Source organism: Arthrobacter sp. YN (assembly GCF_002224285.1).
Lineage (GTDB): Bacteria > Actinomycetota > Actinomycetes > Actinomycetales > Micrococcaceae > Arthrobacter.
In genome coordinates this window covers 3,857,525-3,877,393 of record NZ_CP022436.1, presented here as the reverse complement: position 1 = coordinate 3,877,393, position 19,869 = coordinate 3,857,525, and the positions used below count along the sequence as shown (strand labels likewise).

At 62.3% G+C, this 19,869-nt stretch carries 20 protein-coding genes and 2 pseudogenes; 16 read left to right on the top strand and 6 right to left on the bottom strand.

Going from position 1 to position 19,869, the window contains the following annotated elements; translation table 11 throughout:
* The first annotated feature begins 17 nt into the window (after positions 1-17).
* The 3 genes and pseudogenes from CGK93_RS17790 to CGK93_RS17780 all read left to right on the top strand — a co-directional run.
* Entirely contained in the window at positions 18-401 is a 384-nt protein-coding gene (locus CGK93_RS17790) for a DUF4259 domain-containing protein (RefSeq protein WP_089595959.1), read from the top strand.
* 113 nt (positions 402-514) lie between these two features.
* A complete protein-coding gene (locus CGK93_RS17785; RefSeq protein ID WP_089597552.1) occupies positions 515-919 on the top strand; it encodes a VOC family protein in 405 nt (134 codons plus the stop codon).
* Positions 916-1,185, top strand: a pseudogene (locus CGK93_RS17780) (winged helix-turn-helix transcriptional regulator); the annotation flags it as partial. The gene CGK93_RS17785 and the pseudogene CGK93_RS17780, both read left to right, overlap by 4 nt.
* A 66-nt stretch (positions 1,186-1,251) precedes the next feature.
* Here CGK93_RS17780 and CGK93_RS24215 read toward each other — a convergent pair.
* The 3 genes and pseudogenes from CGK93_RS24215 to CGK93_RS17770 form a co-directional block, all read right to left on the bottom strand.
* The gene (locus tag CGK93_RS24215; RefSeq protein WP_232481684.1) at positions 1,252-1,710 is read right to left on the bottom strand and encodes a GyrI-like domain-containing protein; all 459 of its coding nucleotides are present in this window, start codon (positions 1,708-1,710) and stop codon (positions 1,252-1,254) included.
* A gap of 192 nt (positions 1,711-1,902) precedes the next feature.
* Positions 1,903-2,007, bottom strand: a pseudogene (locus CGK93_RS24210) (MerR family transcriptional regulator); the annotation flags it as partial.
* A gap of 130 nt (positions 2,008-2,137) precedes the next feature.
* Positions 2,138-2,914, bottom strand: a complete 777-nt coding sequence (locus tag CGK93_RS17770) for an AraC family transcriptional regulator (RefSeq protein ID WP_232481375.1) — start codon at positions 2,912-2,914, stop codon at positions 2,138-2,140.
* Between the two features lie 129 nt (positions 2,915-3,043).
* Between CGK93_RS17770 and CGK93_RS24205 the strand changes: the two genes are divergently transcribed.
* The 9 genes from CGK93_RS24205 (at position 3,044) to CGK93_RS17725 (ending at position 11,697) form a co-directional block, all read left to right on the top strand.
* Positions 3,044-3,208 carry a DUF2000 family protein gene (locus CGK93_RS24205; RefSeq protein WP_232481374.1) on the top strand — a complete coding sequence of 55 codons (165 nt, stop codon included), beginning with the start codon at positions 3,044-3,046 and terminating at the stop codon, positions 3,206-3,208.
* A 48-nt stretch (positions 3,209-3,256) separates the two neighbouring features.
* Positions 3,257-3,622, top strand: coding sequence for a cupin domain-containing protein (locus CGK93_RS17760; protein WP_089595956.1), 366 nt, complete (start codon positions 3,257-3,259; stop codon positions 3,620-3,622).
* A gap of 71 nt (positions 3,623-3,693) precedes the next feature.
* Positions 3,694-3,906 carry a DUF4177 domain-containing protein gene (locus tag CGK93_RS17755; protein ID WP_024817767.1) on the top strand — a complete coding sequence of 71 codons (213 nt, stop codon included), beginning with the start codon at positions 3,694-3,696 and terminating at the stop codon, positions 3,904-3,906.
* A gap of 214 nt (positions 3,907-4,120) precedes the next feature.
* Positions 4,121-6,328 carry a S8 family serine peptidase gene (locus CGK93_RS17750; RefSeq protein WP_232481373.1) on the top strand — a complete coding sequence of 736 codons (2,208 nt, stop codon included), beginning with the start codon at positions 4,121-4,123 and terminating at the stop codon, positions 6,326-6,328.
* Positions 6,329-6,443: 115 nt separating this feature from the next.
* Entirely contained in the window at positions 6,444-7,316 is an 873-nt protein-coding gene (locus CGK93_RS17745) for an MBL fold metallo-hydrolase (protein ID WP_232481372.1), read from the top strand.
* Positions 7,317-7,429: 113 nt separating this feature from the next.
* Positions 7,430-8,446 carry a hypothetical protein gene (locus CGK93_RS17740; RefSeq protein ID WP_089595954.1) on the top strand — a complete coding sequence of 339 codons (1,017 nt, stop codon included), beginning with the start codon at positions 7,430-7,432 and terminating at the stop codon, positions 8,444-8,446.
* Between the two features lie 98 nt (positions 8,447-8,544).
* Positions 8,545-9,480, top strand: coding sequence for a hypothetical protein (locus tag CGK93_RS17735; RefSeq protein WP_232481371.1), 936 nt, complete (start codon positions 8,545-8,547; stop codon positions 9,478-9,480).
* A gap of 156 nt (positions 9,481-9,636) precedes the next feature.
* Positions 9,637-10,854: an MFS transporter gene (locus tag CGK93_RS17730; protein ID WP_089595953.1), complete on the top strand. Its 1,218-nt coding sequence runs from the start codon at positions 9,637-9,639 to the stop codon at positions 10,852-10,854.
* A 60-nt stretch (positions 10,855-10,914) separates the two neighbouring features.
* Positions 10,915-11,697 carry a hypothetical protein gene (locus CGK93_RS17725; RefSeq protein WP_157731874.1) on the top strand — a complete coding sequence of 261 codons (783 nt, stop codon included), beginning with the start codon at positions 10,915-10,917 and terminating at the stop codon, positions 11,695-11,697.
* A gap of 236 nt (positions 11,698-11,933) precedes the next feature.
* On the opposite strand, the gene CGK93_RS17720 is transcribed toward CGK93_RS17725, so the two are convergent.
* Both CGK93_RS17720 and CGK93_RS17715 read right to left on the bottom strand, forming a co-directional pair.
* Entirely contained in the window at positions 11,934-13,475 is a 1,542-nt protein-coding gene (locus CGK93_RS17720; RefSeq protein WP_089595951.1) for a M28 family peptidase, read from the bottom strand.
* A 110-nt stretch (positions 13,476-13,585) separates the two neighbouring features.
* Complete coding sequence (locus CGK93_RS17715) at positions 13,586-14,929, bottom strand: acyltransferase family protein (RefSeq protein ID WP_089595950.1); 1,344 nt, start codon at positions 14,927-14,929, stop codon at positions 13,586-13,588.
* Positions 14,930-15,229: 300 nt separating this feature from the next.
* On the opposite strand from CGK93_RS17715, the gene CGK93_RS17710 reads away from it, so the two are divergent.
* Positions 15,230-15,418 carry a hypothetical protein gene (locus tag CGK93_RS17710; protein ID WP_232481370.1) on the top strand — a complete coding sequence of 63 codons (189 nt, stop codon included), beginning with the start codon at positions 15,230-15,232 and terminating at the stop codon, positions 15,416-15,418.
* Positions 15,419-15,522: 104 nt separating this feature from the next.
* Here CGK93_RS17710 and CGK93_RS17705 read toward each other — a convergent pair whose 3' ends face one another.
* The gene (locus tag CGK93_RS17705) at positions 15,523-16,434 is read right to left on the bottom strand and encodes a phosphatase PAP2 family protein (protein WP_198318254.1); all 912 of its coding nucleotides are present in this window, start codon (positions 16,432-16,434) and stop codon (positions 15,523-15,525) included.
* Positions 16,435-16,589: 155 nt separating this feature from the next.
* Here CGK93_RS17705 and CGK93_RS17700 point away from each other — a divergent pair, with 155 nt between their 5' ends.
* From CGK93_RS17700 to CGK93_RS17690, 3 genes are read left to right on the top strand one after another with little or no spacing between them, the layout of a single operon-like run.
* On the top strand, positions 16,590-18,008 hold the full coding sequence (locus CGK93_RS17700; protein ID WP_089595948.1) for an ABC transporter substrate-binding protein: 1,419 nt from the start codon (positions 16,590-16,592) through the stop codon (positions 18,006-18,008).
* Positions 18,005-18,970 (top strand): carbohydrate ABC transporter permease, encoded by a 966-nt coding sequence (locus CGK93_RS17695; protein ID WP_089595947.1) that lies wholly within the window; start codon positions 18,005-18,007, stop codon positions 18,968-18,970. The genes CGK93_RS17700 and CGK93_RS17695 overlap by 4 nt, the downstream gene beginning before the upstream one ends.
* Positions 18,971-18,978: 8 nt before the next feature.
* A complete protein-coding gene (locus tag CGK93_RS17690) occupies positions 18,979-19,851 on the top strand; it encodes a carbohydrate ABC transporter permease (protein WP_089595946.1) in 873 nt (290 codons plus the stop codon).
* Positions 19,852-19,869 lie beyond the last annotated feature (18 nt).

Genomic DNA, 19,869 nt, shown 5'->3' with positions numbered 1-19,869 from the left:
AACGAGAGGAGTTCGGAATGGGTGCTTGGTCAACGGGAAGTTTCGGCAATGACGATGCCCTCGATTGGTTTGGTGATCTGAAGGAAGCGCCGGAGGTCTTTCCCTTCATTCAGGAAACACTTGCGGTTGGTTCCACGGAGAGCATCGTTGCCGCCGGTGCTGTATTGGCCCTCCTGAGTGGCAACAGCGGCATAGAGGTTCATCCTCATGTGGCCGAGTGGGCTGCTGGCAGGCCTACTCCGCCCTCGGCTCTGAAGCTGAGCGCTGCGAATGCCATCCAGGACATCATCGAGGACCCCGAGGCTGATGGGCACGATGTGTGGGCGGAACTCGGTGAAGACGACGAGGACTATGTGGCATGGCTTGCAAATCTGAAGAAGATCCAAACCCTGTTGCATTGATGGCTGTCCGGTTCGCGGTTCACCGGCGGGTTCGGTAGGGAGTGCACCTGCCGTGTCAGGTTCGCTTTACCCGGGTCTTGACGCCGCACTTGCATTTTGCAAGTATGGGCCGCATGAGCCTTTTCATCACCTGCCCAGTTGAGAGTGTCCAGCGCGCGACCGCCTTTTATTCCGCCCTCGGCTGGACTCTAAATACCGAGATGTCCGATCACAACGTGTCATGCTTTGCGATCGCGCCTGAGCAGTACGTCATGCTCGGCAGCCGCGAGATGTACGCGAGCGTCGGCGGCGCCGAGGAACTGGTCGGCGGACCCGACACCCCCTCGAAAGTTACAGTTTCATTCGACCTCGGCAGTCGCGAAGCGGTGGACAAACTCATCGAACGCGCAGGTGCCGCCGGCGGGCGGATTGGTGACACCGACGACTACCCGTTCATGTACCAGCGCCAGTTCGATGACCCCGACGGCTACCACTACTCACCGTTTTGGATGAAGCCGGACGCTGATCCGACTGCGTGAGCAACCTCGCCGCGGCCCTCGACGTCGTCGGAGCACGGTGGGCCCTGCTTATCGTGGAGCGGCTGCTCGACGGACCACAGCGTTACGGCGATCTGCAGCGTGACTTGGGAGTGCCGACCAACATGCTCGCGACGCGCCTGCGCGAGCTTGAGGCCGCCGGCGTACTTTCCCGACTGCCACTCCGGCACAACACCCGGGCCTACGCGCTGACCGATAAAGGGCTCGCCTTGCGCGAGGCCATCGTTGCGCTGGAACGCTGGGGCGGCGGGCAGTGGCCTGGGGGTGCCCGAAAACCTAAGCTTCCAGACACCGTTATAGGAACCCAGGGATGCTTAGTCCCGCCGAACAGGCTGCTGCAGCTCGGTCACCCAGTCGGATTGATCCTCTGAAATCGCTCGGACGTAAAGTTCGCGGCACGGCCCTGAGTGGACAAGCCCTCGGGCGAAGATCTCAGCGTGGAGCGCTTGCCAGCTTTCTGCAATGTGCTCCATGGAGCCGAGATGGACGCCGCAAACGGCATTTTCAACAGCGGGCAGCTCGATGATCTCGAAGCCGTCGCGGGCGGGTCCCGTGTAGGCGTAACCGGCGATGATTTGCAGGCCGTCGTCAACCGTCTCGTACAGCGCGACTGGCGTCTCTAGAGTTCCACGCTCACCGCCGATGATCTGGGAAACGGAGTCAAAGGAGGGACCCACGACACTTGCGACCTCAGGTTGGTCTGCTACGACCGCGCGGCGGGCTGCGAGGCGGACAGCGGGCAAAGGCTTCTCAATGATCTCGATCTGGGACATGTGGTTCTCTTTCTCGATGAGATGGAGCCGCCGTTGCACGTCGACGAGGCGGCCAGCAGCGATCCGGTGTTCCTGCTCAACCTCTGCGCGGCGAATCCGCAACAGAGCTGCGATGCGATCGGCCTCGACGCCCTGGTCAAGAATCGACGAAATGTCGTTAAGGCCGAAACCGAGCTGGCGCAGTGCAACGATTCGATGGAGACGCTCAAGCTGGGAGGGATCATAGGATCGGTAACCGCTGAACTCGTCAACGTGGGCTGGCACGAGCAGACCTGCGGTGTCCCAATGCCGCAGCATCCGGTGGGTCACCTGCCCGATCTGCGCGAAAGCTCCGATGGATAACATGTCTCAGTTCTCTCGCCTTCCACAGTGTCAGAGTCAAGTATCGCCCGACGCCGATCGCTTTTGCGCTCCTGATCGGAGACCGTCAGGCGGTGAATGCTCCCGGCGTTGTACCCAGAACGCGCCGGAAATGCCTGGTGAGGTGCGACTGATCGTGAAAGCCCGCCTCAACCGCCGCCTCGGAGGCCGGGCGGCCGTCGAGAAGCAGGCGTCGGGCGCGGTCCACGCGGCGCCCCGTGACGTAGCGGTAGGGGGCGATGCCGTAAGCCTTGGAGAAGGCCCGCACCAAGTGGCTCGGATGCGCACCCAGCAATTGAGCCGCTTCGGCGATGGTGAAGGACTCAAACAGGCGGTCATCCAGCATCTCGCGCAGCTGGCGGGCCAGGGGAGCGTCCCGCACCGGCGACGCAGGCGTTCCCAAGTGTGAACGCACGGATTCGCGGAGAGCCAGAACGCCGCATTCTGCCTCCATCGCATCCGCCGGCGAGGTGAGCGCCGTGTGGATGCCGGTCACGGTTGCCACCGTCCGCGGATCCAGCAGCAGTGGCTGCGCCACTGCTGCCTCCGCTGCCTTGGCAGGCAGCCAGTCCTCGCTCAGATACAGGACTCGCTTACGGAATGATTCACCCCCGACGGCGGACCGACCGTCGTGCGGGACATGCGGGGGTAGCAAGGTGATTGAGGCGGGAACTGCCTGATGCTCGGTGCGTCCAAGGTCGTAAGTCACTGCACCTTTGTCGATCAGAAGCACAGTCCAGTCCTCATGGGTGTGGGACGGGTAGCTGTGATCCTCGAACGTTGCATGCAGCACCTCGCGCACGTATGGCACAGCGGGATGCCATGCCTGCACTGAGTTCCCCATGCAAGAAATGTACAAGACGGCCACTCCTGTTGGCGGCCATGCTGGGACACATGCAGGAAAACTCCTCAACAGTTATTGATTCCCCTTCCCTCGCAACCGGCCGCTTCGAGACAAAGGTTGTGGTGGTCCTTGGCGACGATCTTTTGTGACCTCTTTGCCACGGGCCACGATGAGGCCAATCGCGCGGCCGTGGCGGCCGTCGCTGCCCCGGATCTCGATCTCGTGGGAATAGCCCTCCGCGGACCCCGAAACGTTGTTGATCGGATCGTCAAGGGCGCACGAATGCATGCGTGAAACGCCCGACGCCCCGAATGATGACATCAAAAGAAAGAGCTGACTAACATGACCGATTCCGTTCGCAACATCAATGCCGCCCTTAATTCGATCTCGGAGCATTGGCAGCCGCACCGGCTGATCAGTATCAATGACTATGACGTGAAAGTGGTGAAGATCCAGGGGGAGTTTGTCTGGCACACCCATCCTGATACCGATGAACTGTTCATGGTCATCAGTGGCAATCTCACCATTCAACTCCGCGACGGCGATGTGGAGCTAGGGCCGAATGACATCTACGTGGTCCCTAAAGGAACCGAGCACTGCCCCAAGGCTGAAAACGAGGTCCAGGCACTGCTGTTCGAGCCAAAAGGTACCGTCAACACTGGAGACGCCGGTGGTGAAATGACCGCTGGACTGCGTGAACTGGGCTGAATCCCAAGGGTTCCCTGCCGGCGTCGAGTAGCCTTGCACGCAACCGTCCAGCAACAGAAGGAAGTGGTGCAATGCAGCAGTACGTTGTTCTCCAAGTGATCCTGAAAGAGAAAATGTGGGGCGCCGGTTCAGGCAACCTTCCCTCTCTGGAAAAGGCCATCAACGATCAAGCCGCAAAGGGATACCGGCTCCACACCATCACCACTGCCAGCAGCGGGAGCAAGGGCGTGATCGGCGGGGGCGACCGCATCCAGGCGACCATGGTGTTTGAGCGCGTCGGCTAAGTCCTTTTAAGCGTTGGATATTCATCCGTCTCGGCCCTTCCTCCGACGGGCGGGGCGCCTTGGCTGGTTGATTTCGCGGAAGCTGTAACAAACCGCGATTCCTACACCGGAAAGCCGGGAGTCAGCTTACAATTCCTTGGGGGTCAACTGGTGGTCTCCAGTTGCCCGCAATCAGCCGCTCAGGGTTGGTCGCGACGTCCCAAGGATGCCCCTGATGGTTAAAGACTCCCGAATCCGGTCCCTGAGAGCTGCAGGTCTGGCGCTCACTACTCTTCTGATCGGCGGTGGCCTGGCAGTCCAGCCGGCCGCAGCAGACACCCTGGATATTGTTCCCGCGGGGCCGCAGGTGCTGAAGCCCGCCCCCGAATCTCCCACAGATCAGTTCATTGTGGGGATGAAGGACGCCACGGCCCAGTCCGCCGACAAAGCAGTGCGCGATGTTGCCGGCAAAGCGGCGAGCTCGCTCGGTGCTGTGGCCGAGACCTCCCGCCAGAACGCCGCGGGCGGGCATGTCATCAAGCTCGATAAGCCGCTTTCCGCTGCGGAGTCCGCGCTTTTCGTCAAAACGCTGCGCACCGATCCCGCCATTGCCTACGCAGAGCCCGATGACATCATGCATGCCACCGCGGATGCCACTGACCCCGGCTTCCCGGATCAGTGGAACCTGAAGGGTCCTGCCAGCATCAATGCTGCCGGCGCCTGGGACTACGTCCAGGGCGAGAACGTTGTTGTTGCGGTGGTGGACAGCGGAATAACCCGGCACGAGGATCTGGACGGGAACGTCCTGCCTGGTTATGACATGATCTCCTACGCCGAGGATGCCCGGGACGGCGACGGCCGCGATCCGGACCCCACTGACCAAGGTGACTGGGAGCCGGCCGGTGTATGCGAGGTGGGAAGCCCCGCCCAAAATTCGTCGTGGCACGGCACCCATGTCGCCGGGATTATCGCTGCGGTTACCAACAACGGACAGGGCATCACGGGCGTTGCGCCTTACTCACAGATCCTGCCCGTTAGGGCCATGAGCTACTGCGGCGGATACACCTCTGACATCGCTGATTCCATCATCTGGGCCGCCGGAGGGACCGTTACCGGAGCGCCGGTCAACCCCAACCCGGCCCGCGTGATCAACCTCAGCCTCGGCGGTATCAAGCCCTGCTCGGCAACCTACCAAAACGCCATTAATTTCGCCCGCAACGCCGGTGCCGTAGTTGTGGTTTCGGCAGGAAACTCCAACCGTCCCGCTGCCGATGCAAGCCCGGCCAACTGCGAAAACGTCATCACCGTGGCCGCCAGCAACGCCTCCGGTGCCCGTGCGCAGTACTCAAACTATGGCAGCGCAGTGGACGTCACAGCCCCTGGCGGCGACATGAGCCAGGCTGCCAAAAACGGAATCCTGTCTACGTTCAACTTCGGAAAAACCACCAGCGCCGGATCTGCCTACGCCTGGATGCAGGGAACCTCCATGGCGGCACCTCAGGTGGCTGGGCTGGCAGCATTGCTGATCTCGGCCGAGGGCAGCAGCCTCACACCGGCTCAGGTAGAGCAGCAATTGAAAGCAACCTCAAGGCCTCTTCCGGCGGGGTGCCCGGCTGGCTGCGGGGCAGGCCTTGTCGATGCCAACAAGGCACTGAGCACCTACGGCGGGACGGCCCCGGTTAACAGGAGGAAGATCACCGATTTCGACGGCGACTCCCGCAGCGACGTCCTGGCCCGCGACTCCAGCGGGCGATTGTGGCTGTATGCAGGCAACGGCTACCGCGGTTGGCTTGCTGCCCGCCAAATCGGTTCGGGCTGGAATGGCATGACGGCCATCGAGGCTCCCGGTGACTTCGACGGCGACGGCAATGCCGACGTTCTGGCACGCGATTCCAGCGGCCGGTTGTGGCTCTACCCGGGCAACGGTTCCGGTGGTTGGCTTGCTGCCCGCCAAATCGGCTCGGGCTGGAACGTTATGACTGCCATAGAAGCTCCCGGTGATTTCAATGGGGACTACAAGGCCGATGTGATTGCCCGCGACAACGCCGGTGTCCTGTGGCTGTACCCGGGTAATGGTTCCGGTGGTTGGCTTCCTGCCCGTCAGATCGGTCAGGGATGGAATGTCATGACGGCCATTGAGGGCGTGGGTGACTTCAACGGAGACGGCAAAGCCGATGTCGTGGCCCGCAACGGCTCCGGAGCACTTCTGCTCTACCCGGGCAATGGTTCCGGTGGCTGGCTCCCGGCCGGCCAGATCGGTCAAGGCTGGAACATCATGACCGCCATCGAATCTCCGGGCGACTTCAACGGGGATGGCACCGTGGACCTCTTGGGTCGCGCCAGCAACGGCGACCTGGTTCTCTACGGCGGCAACGGTTCGGGCGGCTGGATCTATGCCACCCAGGTAGGATCCGGCTGGAACATCATGACTGCCATCCTCTGAGGCACTGCACGTAAATCAGTGCGCCGCGATAGTCCGGGTTCCGCGCCCTCCCAGCTTTCCGTGGGTAGAGTAGAGGCCTGAACATCGCCGGATTGCACTGTAAACGGAGAATCAATTGTCAGCTTGGCTAGAACTCGGTCCCAACAACTACGTCCTGGAAACCGAGGGGTACCTACTGAACACCGGGCTCGTAGTGGGCTCCGAACTCGCTATGGTCATCGACACCGGCTGTGGCCCCCGCCAAGGCCGGGAGATCCTCGCAGCAGTGCGCGAGAAGACCCAGCTTCCTCTGGTGGTTGTGAACACCCATGCCCACTACGACCACTACTTCGGCAACGCCGTTTTCGCGGACGACGGCGTCACGGAGTTTTGGGCGCATGCCAACTGTGCGGCGGCCATCGAGAAAGACGCCGACAACCAGCGGCGCTTCGTGGCTACCAACGAACCTGAGATGGCAGCGGGGGAGGGTGACGCCGTCGACATCGTAGTTCCCAACGCTTTGGTCCATGACCAGCCCGTGTTGGTGGACCTCGGTGGGATCACTGCCACGCTCTTCTACCTTGGAAGGGCCCACACCGACGGCGACCTCCTAGTGGGCACCAGCACCACGCTGTACGTTGGCGATTTGGTGGAGCAGGGCGCGCATCCGTCATTCGAGGACTCGTATCCGGAAGAGTGGGCCGATGCCTTGCGGCACATCTCCGCTCTCCGCCACCGCTATGAATTCCTGGTTCCAGGTCACGGCAAACCTGCCAGTGACGAGTTCGTGAAGACCATGGCAGACACCATGGGTACGGCAGTCCGGCAGGCCACACAGTCCATCCGTGACATGCCCTCGGACGCGACCAAAGCGATTCCGGTCCTTCCCTACGGCCCTGAGCAGTCCCGTTGGTTCATCAAGAGGCTTCAGGAAACCAATGCCCAGGGTCGTGCGTCGCTGGCCACGCCGGATTTCGGGCCTGAAAAGACCGGGTTCTACCCTTCGTAACAAGGTTCCTTACGAATTTGTCACCTTGTTGACCCCCAACCATGGACTATTGGGTAACTCCAGTCCTAGGATGAAGGCGACCGTTCGGTTCGCGACTACCTGGGGGTGTCGAGATGAAGGGCACACGCGCATTCCCGCGCGCTACCAACATTCTCCGCTCTGTCGTGATCGCTGGAGCCGGCACGGCACTTTGGATGGCTCTCTCCGCAACAGCTGCGAGTGCCGACACCGGAGCTGACGAAAACTACTCGCTTCCTGGCGGAGTGACGTCCGCTGTGTCATCTGTTGAAAAAGCAACGGCCCATCAGTCTTCGGCTCCTCCCGTCAGCGTTCCCGTTCCGAACGTTACCCTGCCCGCACCCGTGAAAGCGGTGGTGCCGGCACAGCCGATTTCCGTTCCGGTTCCGGCAGTGACGCCCCTCGTGGCGCATGTGGGAGAGGCCGTAGGGGGAAATGTCGGGACCGTCGTGGAGGCAGTCGCTGTCCCTGTGACGGAAACCGCGGACCGCGCCGTCGCTGGAGTTGTTCCTCCAGTCACCGACGTCACCAACCCCATCGTTCAGCCAATCATTGACGTGGTTGACGAAGTCTTGCAGCCGGTCGGCTCGGTCCTTCCTCCGGTTCTGCCGACTGTACCTGGAGGCGTGGGATCCTTACCTCCGGCAGCGCCGTCAGGAGACCCAACACCGGGCGTTGGCACTCTGCCAAGTTCCGGCGTCGTAAGTTCACAGCCGGGGGCGGCTGCTACCGAAAATGATGTCGAGGTACCTGCTGCGGCAGGAACCGTGCCAGCAACCCGTGCCATTGCTTCGGGTTCTGCCACGGTGGCGTTGCCGGTGCTGTCCATAGCCCGTGTGCTGGGTTCTGCAAACTCAGTACAAGCCGTTGGAACTGGGTCAGCCCAAGAGCCTACGGAACCCGCAGACCTTCCGGCCGGCCTCGGATCAGTGCCGGCCGGACTCGCAGGCAACGGCTCGGGTAACTCCCAGAACGGGCCCCCGAGCCCCGCCGCGGCATTCCTGCACGGTGCACTGATCGTTCCCGCGGATTCCCTCACTGACCTGGAGACGGTCAGCGATGAACAACATCCAAAGCCGGTTTCATTCGATCCCGGCTCCTCTCCTGACTAGTTCCCCAGCCTCGCTGCGCAACAAGACGCAGCCGACGGCAATTCAGGCGATCCGTCAACGGACGCCTTTGGGAACAGGACTTTCAGGAGAAGATCACCATGAACAGGACCCTACGCAAGTGCCTCCTCGGCACGTGCTTTGCCGGGGGCATCATTGTCCTCAGCGCAACCGCGGCCAATGCCGCGGACACCACGTCCGGCAAGGATGGAGTCCTTTCCGGAACGCAGGTCATAGCGCCAGTAACAGCGCCGATTTTCACGGGCGCTACCTCACTGGAACTGTTGGGGGATTCAGCAGCTACGGTGTCCGCGCCGGGAACTGCTGGAGGTTCGGGCCACGCGCCTGCCGGTACCACCAATGGCTCCAACAGCATCGGCTCCGGGACGCAAGTAGTTGCCCCGGTTACGGTGCCCATAAACCTGGGCTCGTCGTCAGTGGGTCTGCTGGGGGGCTCCACTGCGGCGAGCCCAGCCACACCTGCCGCACCAGCAGCGGCAACACGTTCGACGCCGGCCGCCGGGACCAGCGGTTCCGGCGGAATCGCCTCGGGAACCCAAGTGGTAGCGCCGGTGACGGTGCCCGTCACTGTGGGTTCGACGTCGGCCGCTGTCTTGGGGGATTCATCAGCCACCACCATGCCCGCGGCATCAGTTCCAGCTCCTGCGCCGGCTCAAGCGCCAGCGCGGGCAACAACGTCGGGGGGAGAGTCAATCGCATCCGGCGCTCAGGTAGTGGCTCCGATATCGGTCCCTGTTAACATCGGAGCCACTGCTGTGGGTGTAGCTGGGGATTCTGCGGCTACGTCGGGTTCTTCCGCACCTGCTGCTCCAGATACTCCTGCTGGCACCGCGGGTGGCAGCACTACCTCCGGAGCACCTGCTGCTCCAGATACTCCTGCTGGCACCGCGGGTGGCAGCACTACCTCCGGCGCTGGAGGACTTCTCCCGGGTAGGCAGCTGATCGTTCCGATTACCGAACCGGTCACGTTGGGTCCATCTCGGTGGGTGTGGGAGGTGGCTCGACTGGCACGGTAAACCCGCCGGTTGTCACGCCTCCGGTTGTGAACCCTCCTACCGTGAACCCGCCTGCTGGTGGCGGACTTATCCCTGGAGCGCACTGGTCCACGGGTGGGCATTGCACAACGTAATGCGGGCCCTGACCTCGGTAATCGCAGTCCTAGGATGAAAGGGATGACCAAGACCCAGACAAACCAAACGTTCAGCCTTCGCAGCGTTGCTTTGCCGGCCTTCGGGCCCGCGTTGCTGTTCTGTATCGGTGAAGGGGCGGTCCTGCCGGTCATCGCGCTCTCGGCGCGTGACCTCGGGGCGTCCGTGGCAGTTTCCGCGCTGATTGTGACCCTGATCGGGCTGGGGTCCTGGATCTTCAACATTCCGGCGTCGATCATCACGGAGAAGTTCGGCGAACGATGGTCTATTGTCGGGGCCGGCGCCTTGGGCGCGATAGCGCTGGGTGCGGCAGCGTTTGCACCGCAAATGGAGCACGGCCTGTGGCTGCTGGCGGCTTCGATGACGCTGGTGGGCATGTCAGCCAGCGTCTTCAACCTTGCCCGGCAGAAGTTCCTGACAGAAGCGGTCCCGGTTCTCTATCGCGCACGGGCACTGTCCACATTGGGCGGCGTGACCAGGATCGGTCTCTTCATCGGACCCTTCGTTGGGGCCGGCGTCATGCAGTTCGCGGGCATCAGCGGCGCGTATTGGGTGGGCTTTGCGGGCATGATGGCGGCCGCGGCTTTGTCGCTCACCATCCCGGATTTAGTGGCTCCGGATATGTCCGACGGCGCTCCTCGCCCTCCAGCGTCCACGCTGCGGAGCGTCGCCGCCTCCCATTCGGGCGTGTTCCTGACCGTTGGGTTCGGGATTCTGCTGTTGAGTGCCTTGCGTGCCTCGCGTCAGGTGGTGATCCCGTTGTGGGCGGATCACCTGGGGCTCGACGCCACGCATGCCTCGCTGTTGTTCGGTCTGTCCGGCGCAATCGACATGCTGGTGTTCTACCCTGCCGGAAAGCTTATGGACAGGAAAGGCCGGCAATGGGTGGCCATCCCGTCCACGGTAGTCATGGGATCGGCCTTGATCCTGATTCCGTTCACTGCCGGGTTTGTGCCGTTGCTTTTGGTCGCGCTGCTGATCGGGTTCGGCAACGGCATTAGTTCAGGACTCATTATGACGCTGGGTGCCGACTTCTCGCCGGACAATGGCCGCAGTCACTTCCTGGGCATCTGGCGCTTCATCGCTGACTCGGGCGGAACCGGGGGACCGGTGCTGCTTTCCGGGCTGACGGCCGCCATCTCACTGTCCGCAGGGATCTGGGCCACAGGCGTACTGGGCTTCGCAGCCGCAGTGGTGTTCGCCGTCGCAATTCCCAGATTGAAGCATCGGCGCAATTACTGAGGGGTGCTGGTCATGTCCCGGGATTCTGGGGTCTTCGACCTCCGCGGCTAGACTACCGTGGTGTCTGAAAACCCAGTTGTCGATACACCGACGCCATCCAGCTTCCCGGACCTTAACTCATTCCTGTCCGCTGAAGAGGCTCCTGCAGGGCTGATCGAGATCCAGCACCAGGGCTTGCCGCTTGAGATACTGAACGTCCCCGCCGATTCCGATACCACCTTGGTGTGCTTCCACGGAGCGGCCGAAAAAGACGTCCGACTCCCATGGTTCCTTGGGCAAGGAGTCACCGCCGGGCTACCCGTCAACCGCATTTTTATCTCAGATCCCAGCCTCCGCAAATCAACTGACTTCAACCTGGCTTGGTATGCGGGCTCAAAAGAGCAGCCCGACCTTCAAGAGATCCTGGCGGACGTTGTTAGACGCATTGTGAGGGAGACCGGAGGTCACAACCTGGTGTTCTTCGGCAGTTCAGCCGGCGGATACGCCAGTCTTGCTTTGTCGAGGTTCTTCCCAACATCGCTGGCTCTTGCTGTCAATCCGCAGACCTCCATTTCCCGTTTCTACCCTGGGGCGGTTGAGCGCTACATGACCTACGCCTGGGAGATGGACGGCAAGGATATGTCCGAATTACCGGCGAGCGTGGCTCATAACCTTATTCCGGCGTATTCGGCGGGGTTCAGTCACACGGTGGCTCTTATCCAGAACGCCAAGGACTGGTTCCATATACAGAAGCACCAGCTGCCGTTTGTTGATGTTGTTGGTGACTCGGACAACCTCTTCATGCTGATGGACCGGTGGGGACCCGACACTGGTGATGGCCACATCCCCCGCCCAAGGAACTGATCAGGGCGTGCTTCGAAGAACTGGCGACGTGTCGCGGAGACTGGCGGGCAGGACTCACTGCTTCTGGATTCCAAGCAGAGACGACCCGTCAGGACGTGAAACGGCGAGTGCTGGATACAGCTCCAGCAAAGGCTGCTTCCGGCACCTAGGCTTGCTCCAACGCGGCTACACCAACGGCCGCCAGACAACCCCGTGAGGGATTGCCCGGCGGCCGTTGTCGCATTCAAACAGAACTACTAGCGGACTGCCTGGTTGCCCTTGAACTCGAGCTTCAGGTTGCCCGCGCCCTTCGCGGTGCCGTTCACCGCGGACTGGGTTTCAGCGAAGACCAGCGTGGAGTGGGCAATGGCGTCGGCCATTTGCTCGAGGACCGCTGCGTCGATGTTGTCGATGTCATCGCAGGCCTGGTGGTAGCAGGGGTCATAGGCAACCCCTGCCGTTCCGCCGTAAATTGCCGCCTGCTCCGCCGTCTTGATCTCCTCAGCGCCGGTGAAGAGGCCACCGGCCGGAATGCCGTTTTCGATGAATCCGAAGTAATCCGAGCGGCCGTCGAACTCTGTGGGCTCCGTGGCCAGACCTTGAGAGGCGAAGTAGTCCAGGAACACCTTCTCGATCAAGGCTGAACCGTTGGGCCCCGCGGTTCCGAGCGGTTGGCCGTCGCCGTCGTAGACGAAACGGACCGGGTTGGGTGATGCCACCATGTCGAAGTTGAGGTTCAGTGCGTGGTTCTTGAGGTCACTCTTGCTCAGCTGCGAGACGTAATAGTCGGAGCCAACCAGGCCGTCTTCCTCACCGCTCCACCACGCGAAGCGCACGCGGTTCTCCGGGGAAATTCCGAGAGCCGCGAACTGCAGTGCGGTCTCCAGAATGGCGGCGGAACCGGACCCGTTGTCGTTGATGCCTGGGCCTTCAGCTACTGAGTCCAGGTGGGCACCCACTACAACCGTCCGGTCTGCACGACCCGTCGTATCGGCCAGGACGTTGAAGGTCTCGATCGGCTGGGTGTCGCCCTCGACCTCGATGCGTACCGTGGCTCCTGGGAGACCGGCCAATTCCTCGCCTACGGCAAAGCTTGCGCCAACTGTTGGGACCGTCACTGCGGGGTTGTCAGCCGTGGGGGCACCGAGGGTTCCATCCACCCTGCCCAACCGATCATCGGCGTCGCCCTGGTTGAAGATGATCACGCCCGCTGCTCCGGCAGCTTGGGCGTTCACGGCCTTGGTATTGAAGGGACAGGTGCCACGCTGAATGAGTGCGATGTTTCCGGCCACAAATCCGGTGAAGTCGGTAGCCTCGCAACCACTGGTGGAGGCACGGTCGCCCGTGAGATTGATATCCACCGGGGTTACAGTCCCCGTGACGTTACCGAAGCCGGAATAGGACATCGCACCAAAATCGTCCTCGGTGTACGTTCTTAGGGTTGGCGCTAGCCGTTCAAAAGCTTCACCCCTCAGGTTGAACTTGAGGTATTCGAAGTACTGGCGTTGGGTCACGAAGCCTGCGGCTTCGAGCTGATCCTCGATGTACTCCGCCGAGGCCACATGGCCCGCCGTACCGGCAGATCGCGTGCCGCCATTGGCATCAGCGATCGCTTGGAGTTCTTCGAGGTGGCCGATGATGGCTTCCGCAGTGACTGCGTCGCGGAGGGCCTGAGTGTCCGTCCCCTTGGCGGCCAGAGCGGGTGGTGTTATGGCTACGGCAAGAATGGCGAACGTTGCCACTCCTGCCGCGAGGGCAGAGGTTCGGTTTTCAATGCGTGGTTTGTGCCTTGTATGCATCTCATGCATCTCCCTGTGGGGACCCGGTAATTGGGTGGCCGGGTGCGGTAGCGCAGAATCTACCCCGCAGGGGTCCGCCGGTGAAGGCTTGTTTTTTGCGCCGGCCAGGCTTAGGTGCGCTCAGCCAGCCGCGGCGTCTTCCACGCCCGGTCCGGGACCTTGCCGGTAACAAGTGCCACGGCGACCACCAACAGGACCAAACCCCATGTCGCATTGGTGACATCAAGAGCCTGCCTCATCACCACGAAGGGCGGGATGATCGCCAGGACGGTTCCAGCTGCGATACGCCACATGGGCGGTCGCGAAGCACCGGGAGCCAGGGCAGTGCTGGCAAGTTCCAAGCGGACCAACGGTGTAGAGACCAGCAACACCAGCGCCCACGCTGCGATGTAGAACAGGGGACGACTCAGCCACCACTCGGTGCTGGCAGGCTCGGGGAACGGCAGCCGCAGGACCAGTGCGATCCCGAACAAGGCAATGATCAACGGCAGGTGCCACAGGTAGATGGTCATGGCCCGGCTGCCCACCACGAACATCACCTTCTGCACCCAGCCCACCTGCACGCACCACTGCAGCACCGGGTATACCGTCTTCACCAGCAGAATGTGCGCCAAGCCCACCAACACCAGCGGGAACATGGGCGGGTTCTGGCTGGTCAGCATGTCCACGGGGTAGGGACCGGCACCCGTCAGCGGGACCAGCGCTCCATAACAAGCAACCGCGGCCAGGACCAGCTTCCAGCGGGCAAACCGGTCGAAGAAGCCATCGGCGTAGAAGAACCCCAGCTGCTGCAGCAGCCCCCACACGAACACCATGTTCAGCAGCCCGATCGGATTTGAGTCGAAACCCCACGGGTTGTGCTCCAAGCCCAAGCGAACAACATCAACGACGACGGCGCCCGCGGCCAGCGCTGCGACGGTCCGGTACGGTGCCAGGCCGTGGAGCCTCGCCATGGTAGGAACCATCGCCTGGCAGATCAGGTATGCAGCCAGGAACCACAACTGAACTCCGGCGCCCGCAGCGATAACGGTAAGAAGGTCGCCCGGGACGCCGGCCGCCGTCGCGCTCCACAGCGCAATGGTGAGGAAGGCGTAGAGGGCGACCGTAGGACGAACCAGTCGGAGCACGCGGTTCCGGAGGTACTCGCCGGCGTCTCCGCCTTTGCGTTGCAGGCTCCGCCACGAGGTGAGCGATGCGAAGCCGCCCACCACGAAGAAGAGCGGCATGACCTGGCCGAACCACGTACCCTGCGCGAACCAGCTCAAGGACGTCAGGGGATTCCCCACCCCGATGCCGGAGGAGTCCACGCTGATGCCCATCATGAGCAGGTGGACGGCCACCACGGCAAACATGCAGGCGACGCGAATGAAATCGACCACGAGATCGCGGGACGCCGGGACGGAGAGAGTCGATGCCGTGGCGGGGGCCGGGCGGGGACTGAGGGTGGAAGACATGGGTGCTCCTGGGAAGTTGCCTTGTTTATCCAACGAGTGGATTAACTGTAACCCAATGAACGGGGTTACGTCGACGTCTTGTTCAGAAAGGTCTTGGCATTTGGGTCAGGAATGACCCGTCGGGGCGTAGCCTGAAGAAGGAGGACACGCCCCAGTATCCAGAGAGATTGCGCAGCGCATTCAGGTCCCACAAATCCACCCCAACAATGAACGGCAGCGCTGATCACTATGCACATCAGGGAATTTTGGAGTCAGCTTTCTCCGGAGACGCAGCAATGGCTCATCGACAATCCGGGAAGCATGATTGTGCCCCGAACCATGACTGCCATCTTCAATGACGAAACCGGCGAGGACGGGGCCGTGGACATCCACGGCGGCACTTTGCTCACTGCGGATGACCAACTCTTCATCCGGGAACAGGCGCACCTTCGGGGGAATGTGGCCGCGGAGGACCCCAGGTTCTTCGATTCAGTGGGCCCGGAGGACTAGCCGCTCTGTCGCCACGTTCGGCGCACCGTTTAGCGCGGATCGCCCCCGTAAGCACGGGTGCGATCGGCGCGGAAGGGTGCGCCGCCGTCGTGCGTGAAAAGCGTTTAGTTCTTCCGCGCAGCCAGACCGAAGAGCCACGTGCCGCCCAGTGCTGACAGGTAGCCGGCGATCACAATGAAGGCCGTGCCGGCCCAGAAGTAGTCGATGGTGCTGTCGGTGCTCAAGCCGGGCATGACCTGCAGCAGCGAGTAGCCGGCAACAACACCCGCCACCACCAGTGCGGTTACCGTGAGCCATACCCACAGCCGGGATGCGGCCCAGTGCTCGCCGTATCCCTTCCATACGTTCCAGCTGGTCCCTGTGCGGAGGATGAGCCACCCCGCGGGGAGCATGACGGCACCTACTACCAGGAAGGCCGCTACGACGTCGGCCGGGCGGTGCCATTGGTTGATGAGCGTGGAGACTCCGGTGGCGACGGCGAAGGTGCTGCCGAGGAACCCGGCCAAGGGGCGCCAGCGCGGCGACACCATGAGGAACACGGCCGCGGCAGCGGATGCGGCAAGGGTGGTGTGCCCCGAGGGAAGTGAGTTCAGTTCCAGGGTTTGGACGCCGCGATCGGGGCGGTCCGGGATGATGAATTTGAGGATCTGCGTGGCTGCGTTGGCGGCGATGCATGCGGCCACGGCGATGCCGGCGGCCCTCCAGCGGCGGCGGGCGATGGTCACGAAGAGCACCATGATGGCGGCGATCGCCAGCGAAAGCATGGGCAGCATGTCCAGGAACTCCGTAGAGGCCCTGCCGGCTGTTCCGCCCAGCACGGTGGCTTCAACGAGCGCTGACTCGTCGATGAACTGGCCCATGGTGGTGCGCACAAAGAAGTAGTACGTCGCGGCCAGGCCCACCACGCTGGCGATGGTGGCCAGGATGAAAAGGAATCCTGTTCCAATGCCTGCGTCGCGCTGTTGAAGCGGCCGTTTGCTCGACCTCCCGCTGGTGCGGAATTGCTGGGAACTCATTCTGTCTAGGGTGCCACAGTTCTCTGGAAGGCCGGTGTGAGTTGGGCCTTAGCGTGGCGGGGCAAAGTGAGATCCCTGCAACATACCTGTGACGGTTGACACGTGTTAGGTGGCAGGTTTAGGCTTCCTAACACGTGTTAGGGAAGGAAATCTACATGTCGGGAACCAATGGGGCTTTGCGTCAATTCACACGCAGAAGTGCCCTCACAGCCCTCGGCGCCGGGATTGTTGGAGTAACCGCGGCGTCGTGGCCGCGTTTGACCGGGGCGGACATCCCCGGCCGGGGAGACAACAGCCTCAGCATCGCCATCATGGGCACCGCAGCAGACGCTGCAGCCCGTCAAAAGGTCATCGATGCCTTTGCCAAAGTCCACCCCGAAATCAAGGTCAAGGTCCAGGCGATCCAGGCTGTGGACTGGAAGGACTTCTTCACCAAGATCCTCACCATGGTGGCCGCAGGGACCCCGCCGGACGTGGTGTACGTGGCCACGGAAGGCGCCCAGCTCTTCGCAGAAAAACTCGCCCACCCGCTGGATGAGTACCTGCGCCGGGACGCGGACCACATGAAGGAATACTTCGAGGACGTCCACCCCAGCCTGGTGGAAGCATTCATGTACAAAGGCAGCCTGTTCCAGCTCCCCATCGACTGGAACGCCGCCAACATGTACTACAACGCCACTGCGCTCACCAAGGCGGGACTGGAGCGGCCCTCAGACAACTGGACGCACACCGACTTCCGCAGCACCCTCGCTGCCATGAAGAAGGCCAACCCCAAGGACTTCACCCCCTACTACTGGACCAACCGCCTCTTCGGTGGAGTGGTGCCGTGGCTCTACGCCAATGACACCAGCTTCCTCAAGGAAACCAAGTCCCCGGGCGGCGAATGGTTGTGGGACGGCTTCTACGCCAACGACCCCTCACGCAGCCTCCGCTCCGGCGGCTACCAGTGGCTGGAACCCAACGCCGATGATCCCCGGGTCTTCGAATCCTTCGACTACCTCCGCGGACTGGTCAAGGACGGACTGGGTGTCCGGCCTGAGGAAGGCGGCGGCAGCGCGCTGATCGGCCTCTTCGCCTCCAACAGGATAGGTACGACGCCGGCGGGCGGCTATTGGGTCCAAGGCCTCCACGAGGCGGGGATGACCGAAAACGACTTCGACGTTCAGTTCTTCCCCAAATGGCGCACCCAGCGGCACCAGTTCGGTACAGCCGGGTACGCGATCATGAAGACCGCCAAGGACAAGGACGCGGCCTGGGAATGGGTGAAGTTCAGCTCCAGCCGCGAAGCCATGCAGATCGTCTTCCCCACACCGAACACCACACCCGCCCGGCGCTCCATGGTCAACGAACAGCTTTACGCAGGAACCGGTCCGCGGAACTGGAAGGTCTTCTACGACACCCTGGACAAGTTCCCCACCACAGGGCCCATTCCAGCGCCACCCCAGCAGGCCGCCGTCGAAACCGCCCTCATGAAAAACGTCAGCCTGGCCGTCAGCGGGGACGAGCGCCAACTCAAGGACGCCCTGACCTCCATGCAGCGTGACCTCGAAATTGCCCTGAGGAGGCAGCCATGAGCACCGCCACCAGTACTCCCACAGGCACGGGGAGCGAGCCGGGTCGTCGCCAGGCCGCCCATAAGAACGGACAAATCTCCAAGCGCGGCCGCGTCCAACAACGCTGGCTGCCGTGGGCCTTCCTGGCCCCGACCATCGTGGGCATGGGCATCTTTACCCTCCTGCCGATCGTCGCTTCAATTGCGCTCGCCTTCTTCCGCTGGGACATCATCTCGGCGCCGACGTTCGTGGGTTTCGATAACTTCGCCGAGGTGGTCCAGGACCCCACAGTCCGGGTCTCGTTCCTGAACACCATCGTGTTCGTTGTGGTGGCAGTGGCTCTCCAACTCGGACTGGCGTTGGGCCTGGCGATCATGGTGCAGGAGAAGCTCCCGGCCTGGCTCAGGGTGTTCTTCCGCTCCGCCTTCTTTTTCCCGCTGATCCTGTCTGCGGCATCGGTATCGATCTTCATGCGCTACCTCTTCAACGAGCAATTCGGCGTGGTGAACTGGTTGCTTTCCATCGTTGGCATCCCAGCGGTCCCGTGGCTGACGACGCCAACCGGGTCTGCCGCCGTCGTGATTCTTGTGTACGTGTGGCAGAACTTCGGGTTCTCGTTCCTGCTGTTCATCGGTGGCCTGGCCTCCATTCCGGTGGAGACGTACGAGGCCGCGTCGATTGATGGTGCGACGGGTTGGCGCAAGCACTGGTTCGTTACGCTGCCCCTGCTCAGCCCCACCACTTTGGTGGCCTCGGTCATGGCGATCATCAACGCGCTGCAAGTGTTCGACCAGCCCTACGTGCTCACCCGCGGCGGCCCCGGCGACTCGACACGCACAGCCGTGATGGTCATCTTCGAGTCCGCGTTCCAGCGCCTTGAGTTCGGCGAGGCCTCGGCGATCGGCGTGATCCTGACGCTCATCATCATGGGCATCACCGCCGCGCAATTCCGGCTCAGCAAACGATTCGTCTTCTACCAGTAAGGCCCGCCATGACTACCATTCAAGAACGTGTCACCACCACGGCGCCTGTAGTGAAGCGGAAGAAGCGCGACTGGTCAGTGGCCATCCGCGTCGTTGTCTTGCTGATCGCGTCCGTCTTTGTCCTGGGGCCGGTGTTGTGGACGCTGTCCACCTCGCTGCGACCGCCGTCGGAATCCTTCCAGCTGCCGCCGGCATTCCTTCCGCTGAACCCGGACTTCACCTCCTACGAGCAAGTGTTCAAGCAGCTCAACATCGTGCTGCTGGTGCTGAACAGCGCGCTGGTGACCGGCTTGATCGCGGTGGGGCAGATGATCACCGCCGCACTGGCAGGGTACGCGTTTGCGCATCTTAAGTTCCGGGGGCGGGGTGCCCTGTTCTCGATCGTGTTGGCCACCATGATGGTGCCCGCCCAGGTGACCATCGTGCCCGTGTTCATGCTGATCCGTGGCGTGGGCCTCTCGGACACGCTGCTCGCGCTGATCATTCCGGCCATCCCGACGGCGTTCGGTACCTTCCTGATGCGCCAATACTTCATGGGGTTGCCGGGTGAGCTCGCTGAAGCGGCTGCGATCGACGGCGCCTCGCCGTGGCGGACCTTCCGCTCCGTGTATGCGCCTCTGGCCATGCCGGGCCTGGCGATCGTGGGCATCCTGGCGTTCAACTTCCACTGGAACGAGTTCTTCAGGCCCCTCATCATGACCATCTCCGAGCAGAACTTCACCCTCCCGCTGGGCTTGGTCTCACTCCAAGGCAACCTCGGCACCGGAAGCATCTCGGTGGTCCTGGCCGGTGTTGTGCTCTCCATGATTCCCGCGCTGGTGGTGTTCATGTTCGGTCAGCGTGCGCTCCAGGACGGGCTCACCGCGGGCACGGGCAAATAGTTTCCACTCTCTTTTGAA

What these genes read in the sequence shown, in the direction of transcription:
- CGK93_RS17790 (WP_089595959.1), top strand. Translation starts at nt 18, where the DNA reads ATGGGTGCTTGGTCAACGGGAAGTTTCGGCAATGACGATGCCCTCGAT.
- CGK93_RS17785 (WP_089597552.1), top strand. Translation starts at nt 515, where the DNA reads ATGAGCCTTTTCATCACCTGCCCAGTTGAGAGTGTCCAGCGCGCGACC.
- CGK93_RS24215 (WP_232481684.1), bottom strand. Translation starts at nt 1,710, where the DNA reads ATGTCCCAGATCGAGATCATTGAGAAGCCTTTGCCCGCTGTCCGCCTC.
- CGK93_RS17770 (WP_232481375.1), bottom strand. Translation starts at nt 2,914, where the DNA reads ATGGGGAACTCAGTGCAGGCATGGCATCCCGCTGTGCCATACGTGCGC.
- CGK93_RS17760 (WP_089595956.1), top strand. Translation starts at nt 3,257, where the DNA reads ATGACCGATTCCGTTCGCAACATCAATGCCGCCCTTAATTCGATCTCG.
- CGK93_RS17755 (WP_024817767.1), top strand. Translation starts at nt 3,694, where the DNA reads ATGCAGCAGTACGTTGTTCTCCAAGTGATCCTGAAAGAGAAAATGTGG.
- CGK93_RS17750 (WP_232481373.1), top strand. Translation starts at nt 4,121, where the DNA reads ATGGTTAAAGACTCCCGAATCCGGTCCCTGAGAGCTGCAGGTCTGGCG.
- CGK93_RS17740 (WP_089595954.1), top strand. Translation starts at nt 7,430, where the DNA reads ATGAAGGGCACACGCGCATTCCCGCGCGCTACCAACATTCTCCGCTCT.
- CGK93_RS17735 (WP_232481371.1), top strand. Translation starts at nt 8,545, where the DNA reads ATGAACAGGACCCTACGCAAGTGCCTCCTCGGCACGTGCTTTGCCGGG.
- CGK93_RS17730 (WP_089595953.1), top strand. Translation starts at nt 9,637, where the DNA reads ATGACCAAGACCCAGACAAACCAAACGTTCAGCCTTCGCAGCGTTGCT.
- CGK93_RS17720 (WP_089595951.1), bottom strand. Translation starts at nt 13,475, where the DNA reads ATGCATACAAGGCACAAACCACGCATTGAAAACCGAACCTCTGCCCTC.
- CGK93_RS17715 (WP_089595950.1), bottom strand. Translation starts at nt 14,929, where the DNA reads ATGTCTTCCACCCTCAGTCCCCGCCCGGCCCCCGCCACGGCATCGACT.
- CGK93_RS17710 (WP_232481370.1), top strand. Translation starts at nt 15,230, where the DNA reads ATGATTGTGCCCCGAACCATGACTGCCATCTTCAATGACGAAACCGGC.
- CGK93_RS17705 (WP_198318254.1), bottom strand. Translation starts at nt 16,434, where the DNA reads ATGAGTTCCCAGCAATTCCGCACCAGCGGGAGGTCGAGCAAACGGCCG.
- CGK93_RS17700 (WP_089595948.1), top strand. Translation starts at nt 16,590, where the DNA reads ATGTCGGGAACCAATGGGGCTTTGCGTCAATTCACACGCAGAAGTGCC.
- CGK93_RS17695 (WP_089595947.1), top strand. Translation starts at nt 18,005, where the DNA reads ATGAGCACCGCCACCAGTACTCCCACAGGCACGGGGAGCGAGCCGGGT.
- CGK93_RS17690 (WP_089595946.1), top strand. Translation starts at nt 18,979, where the DNA reads ATGACTACCATTCAAGAACGTGTCACCACCACGGCGCCTGTAGTGAAG.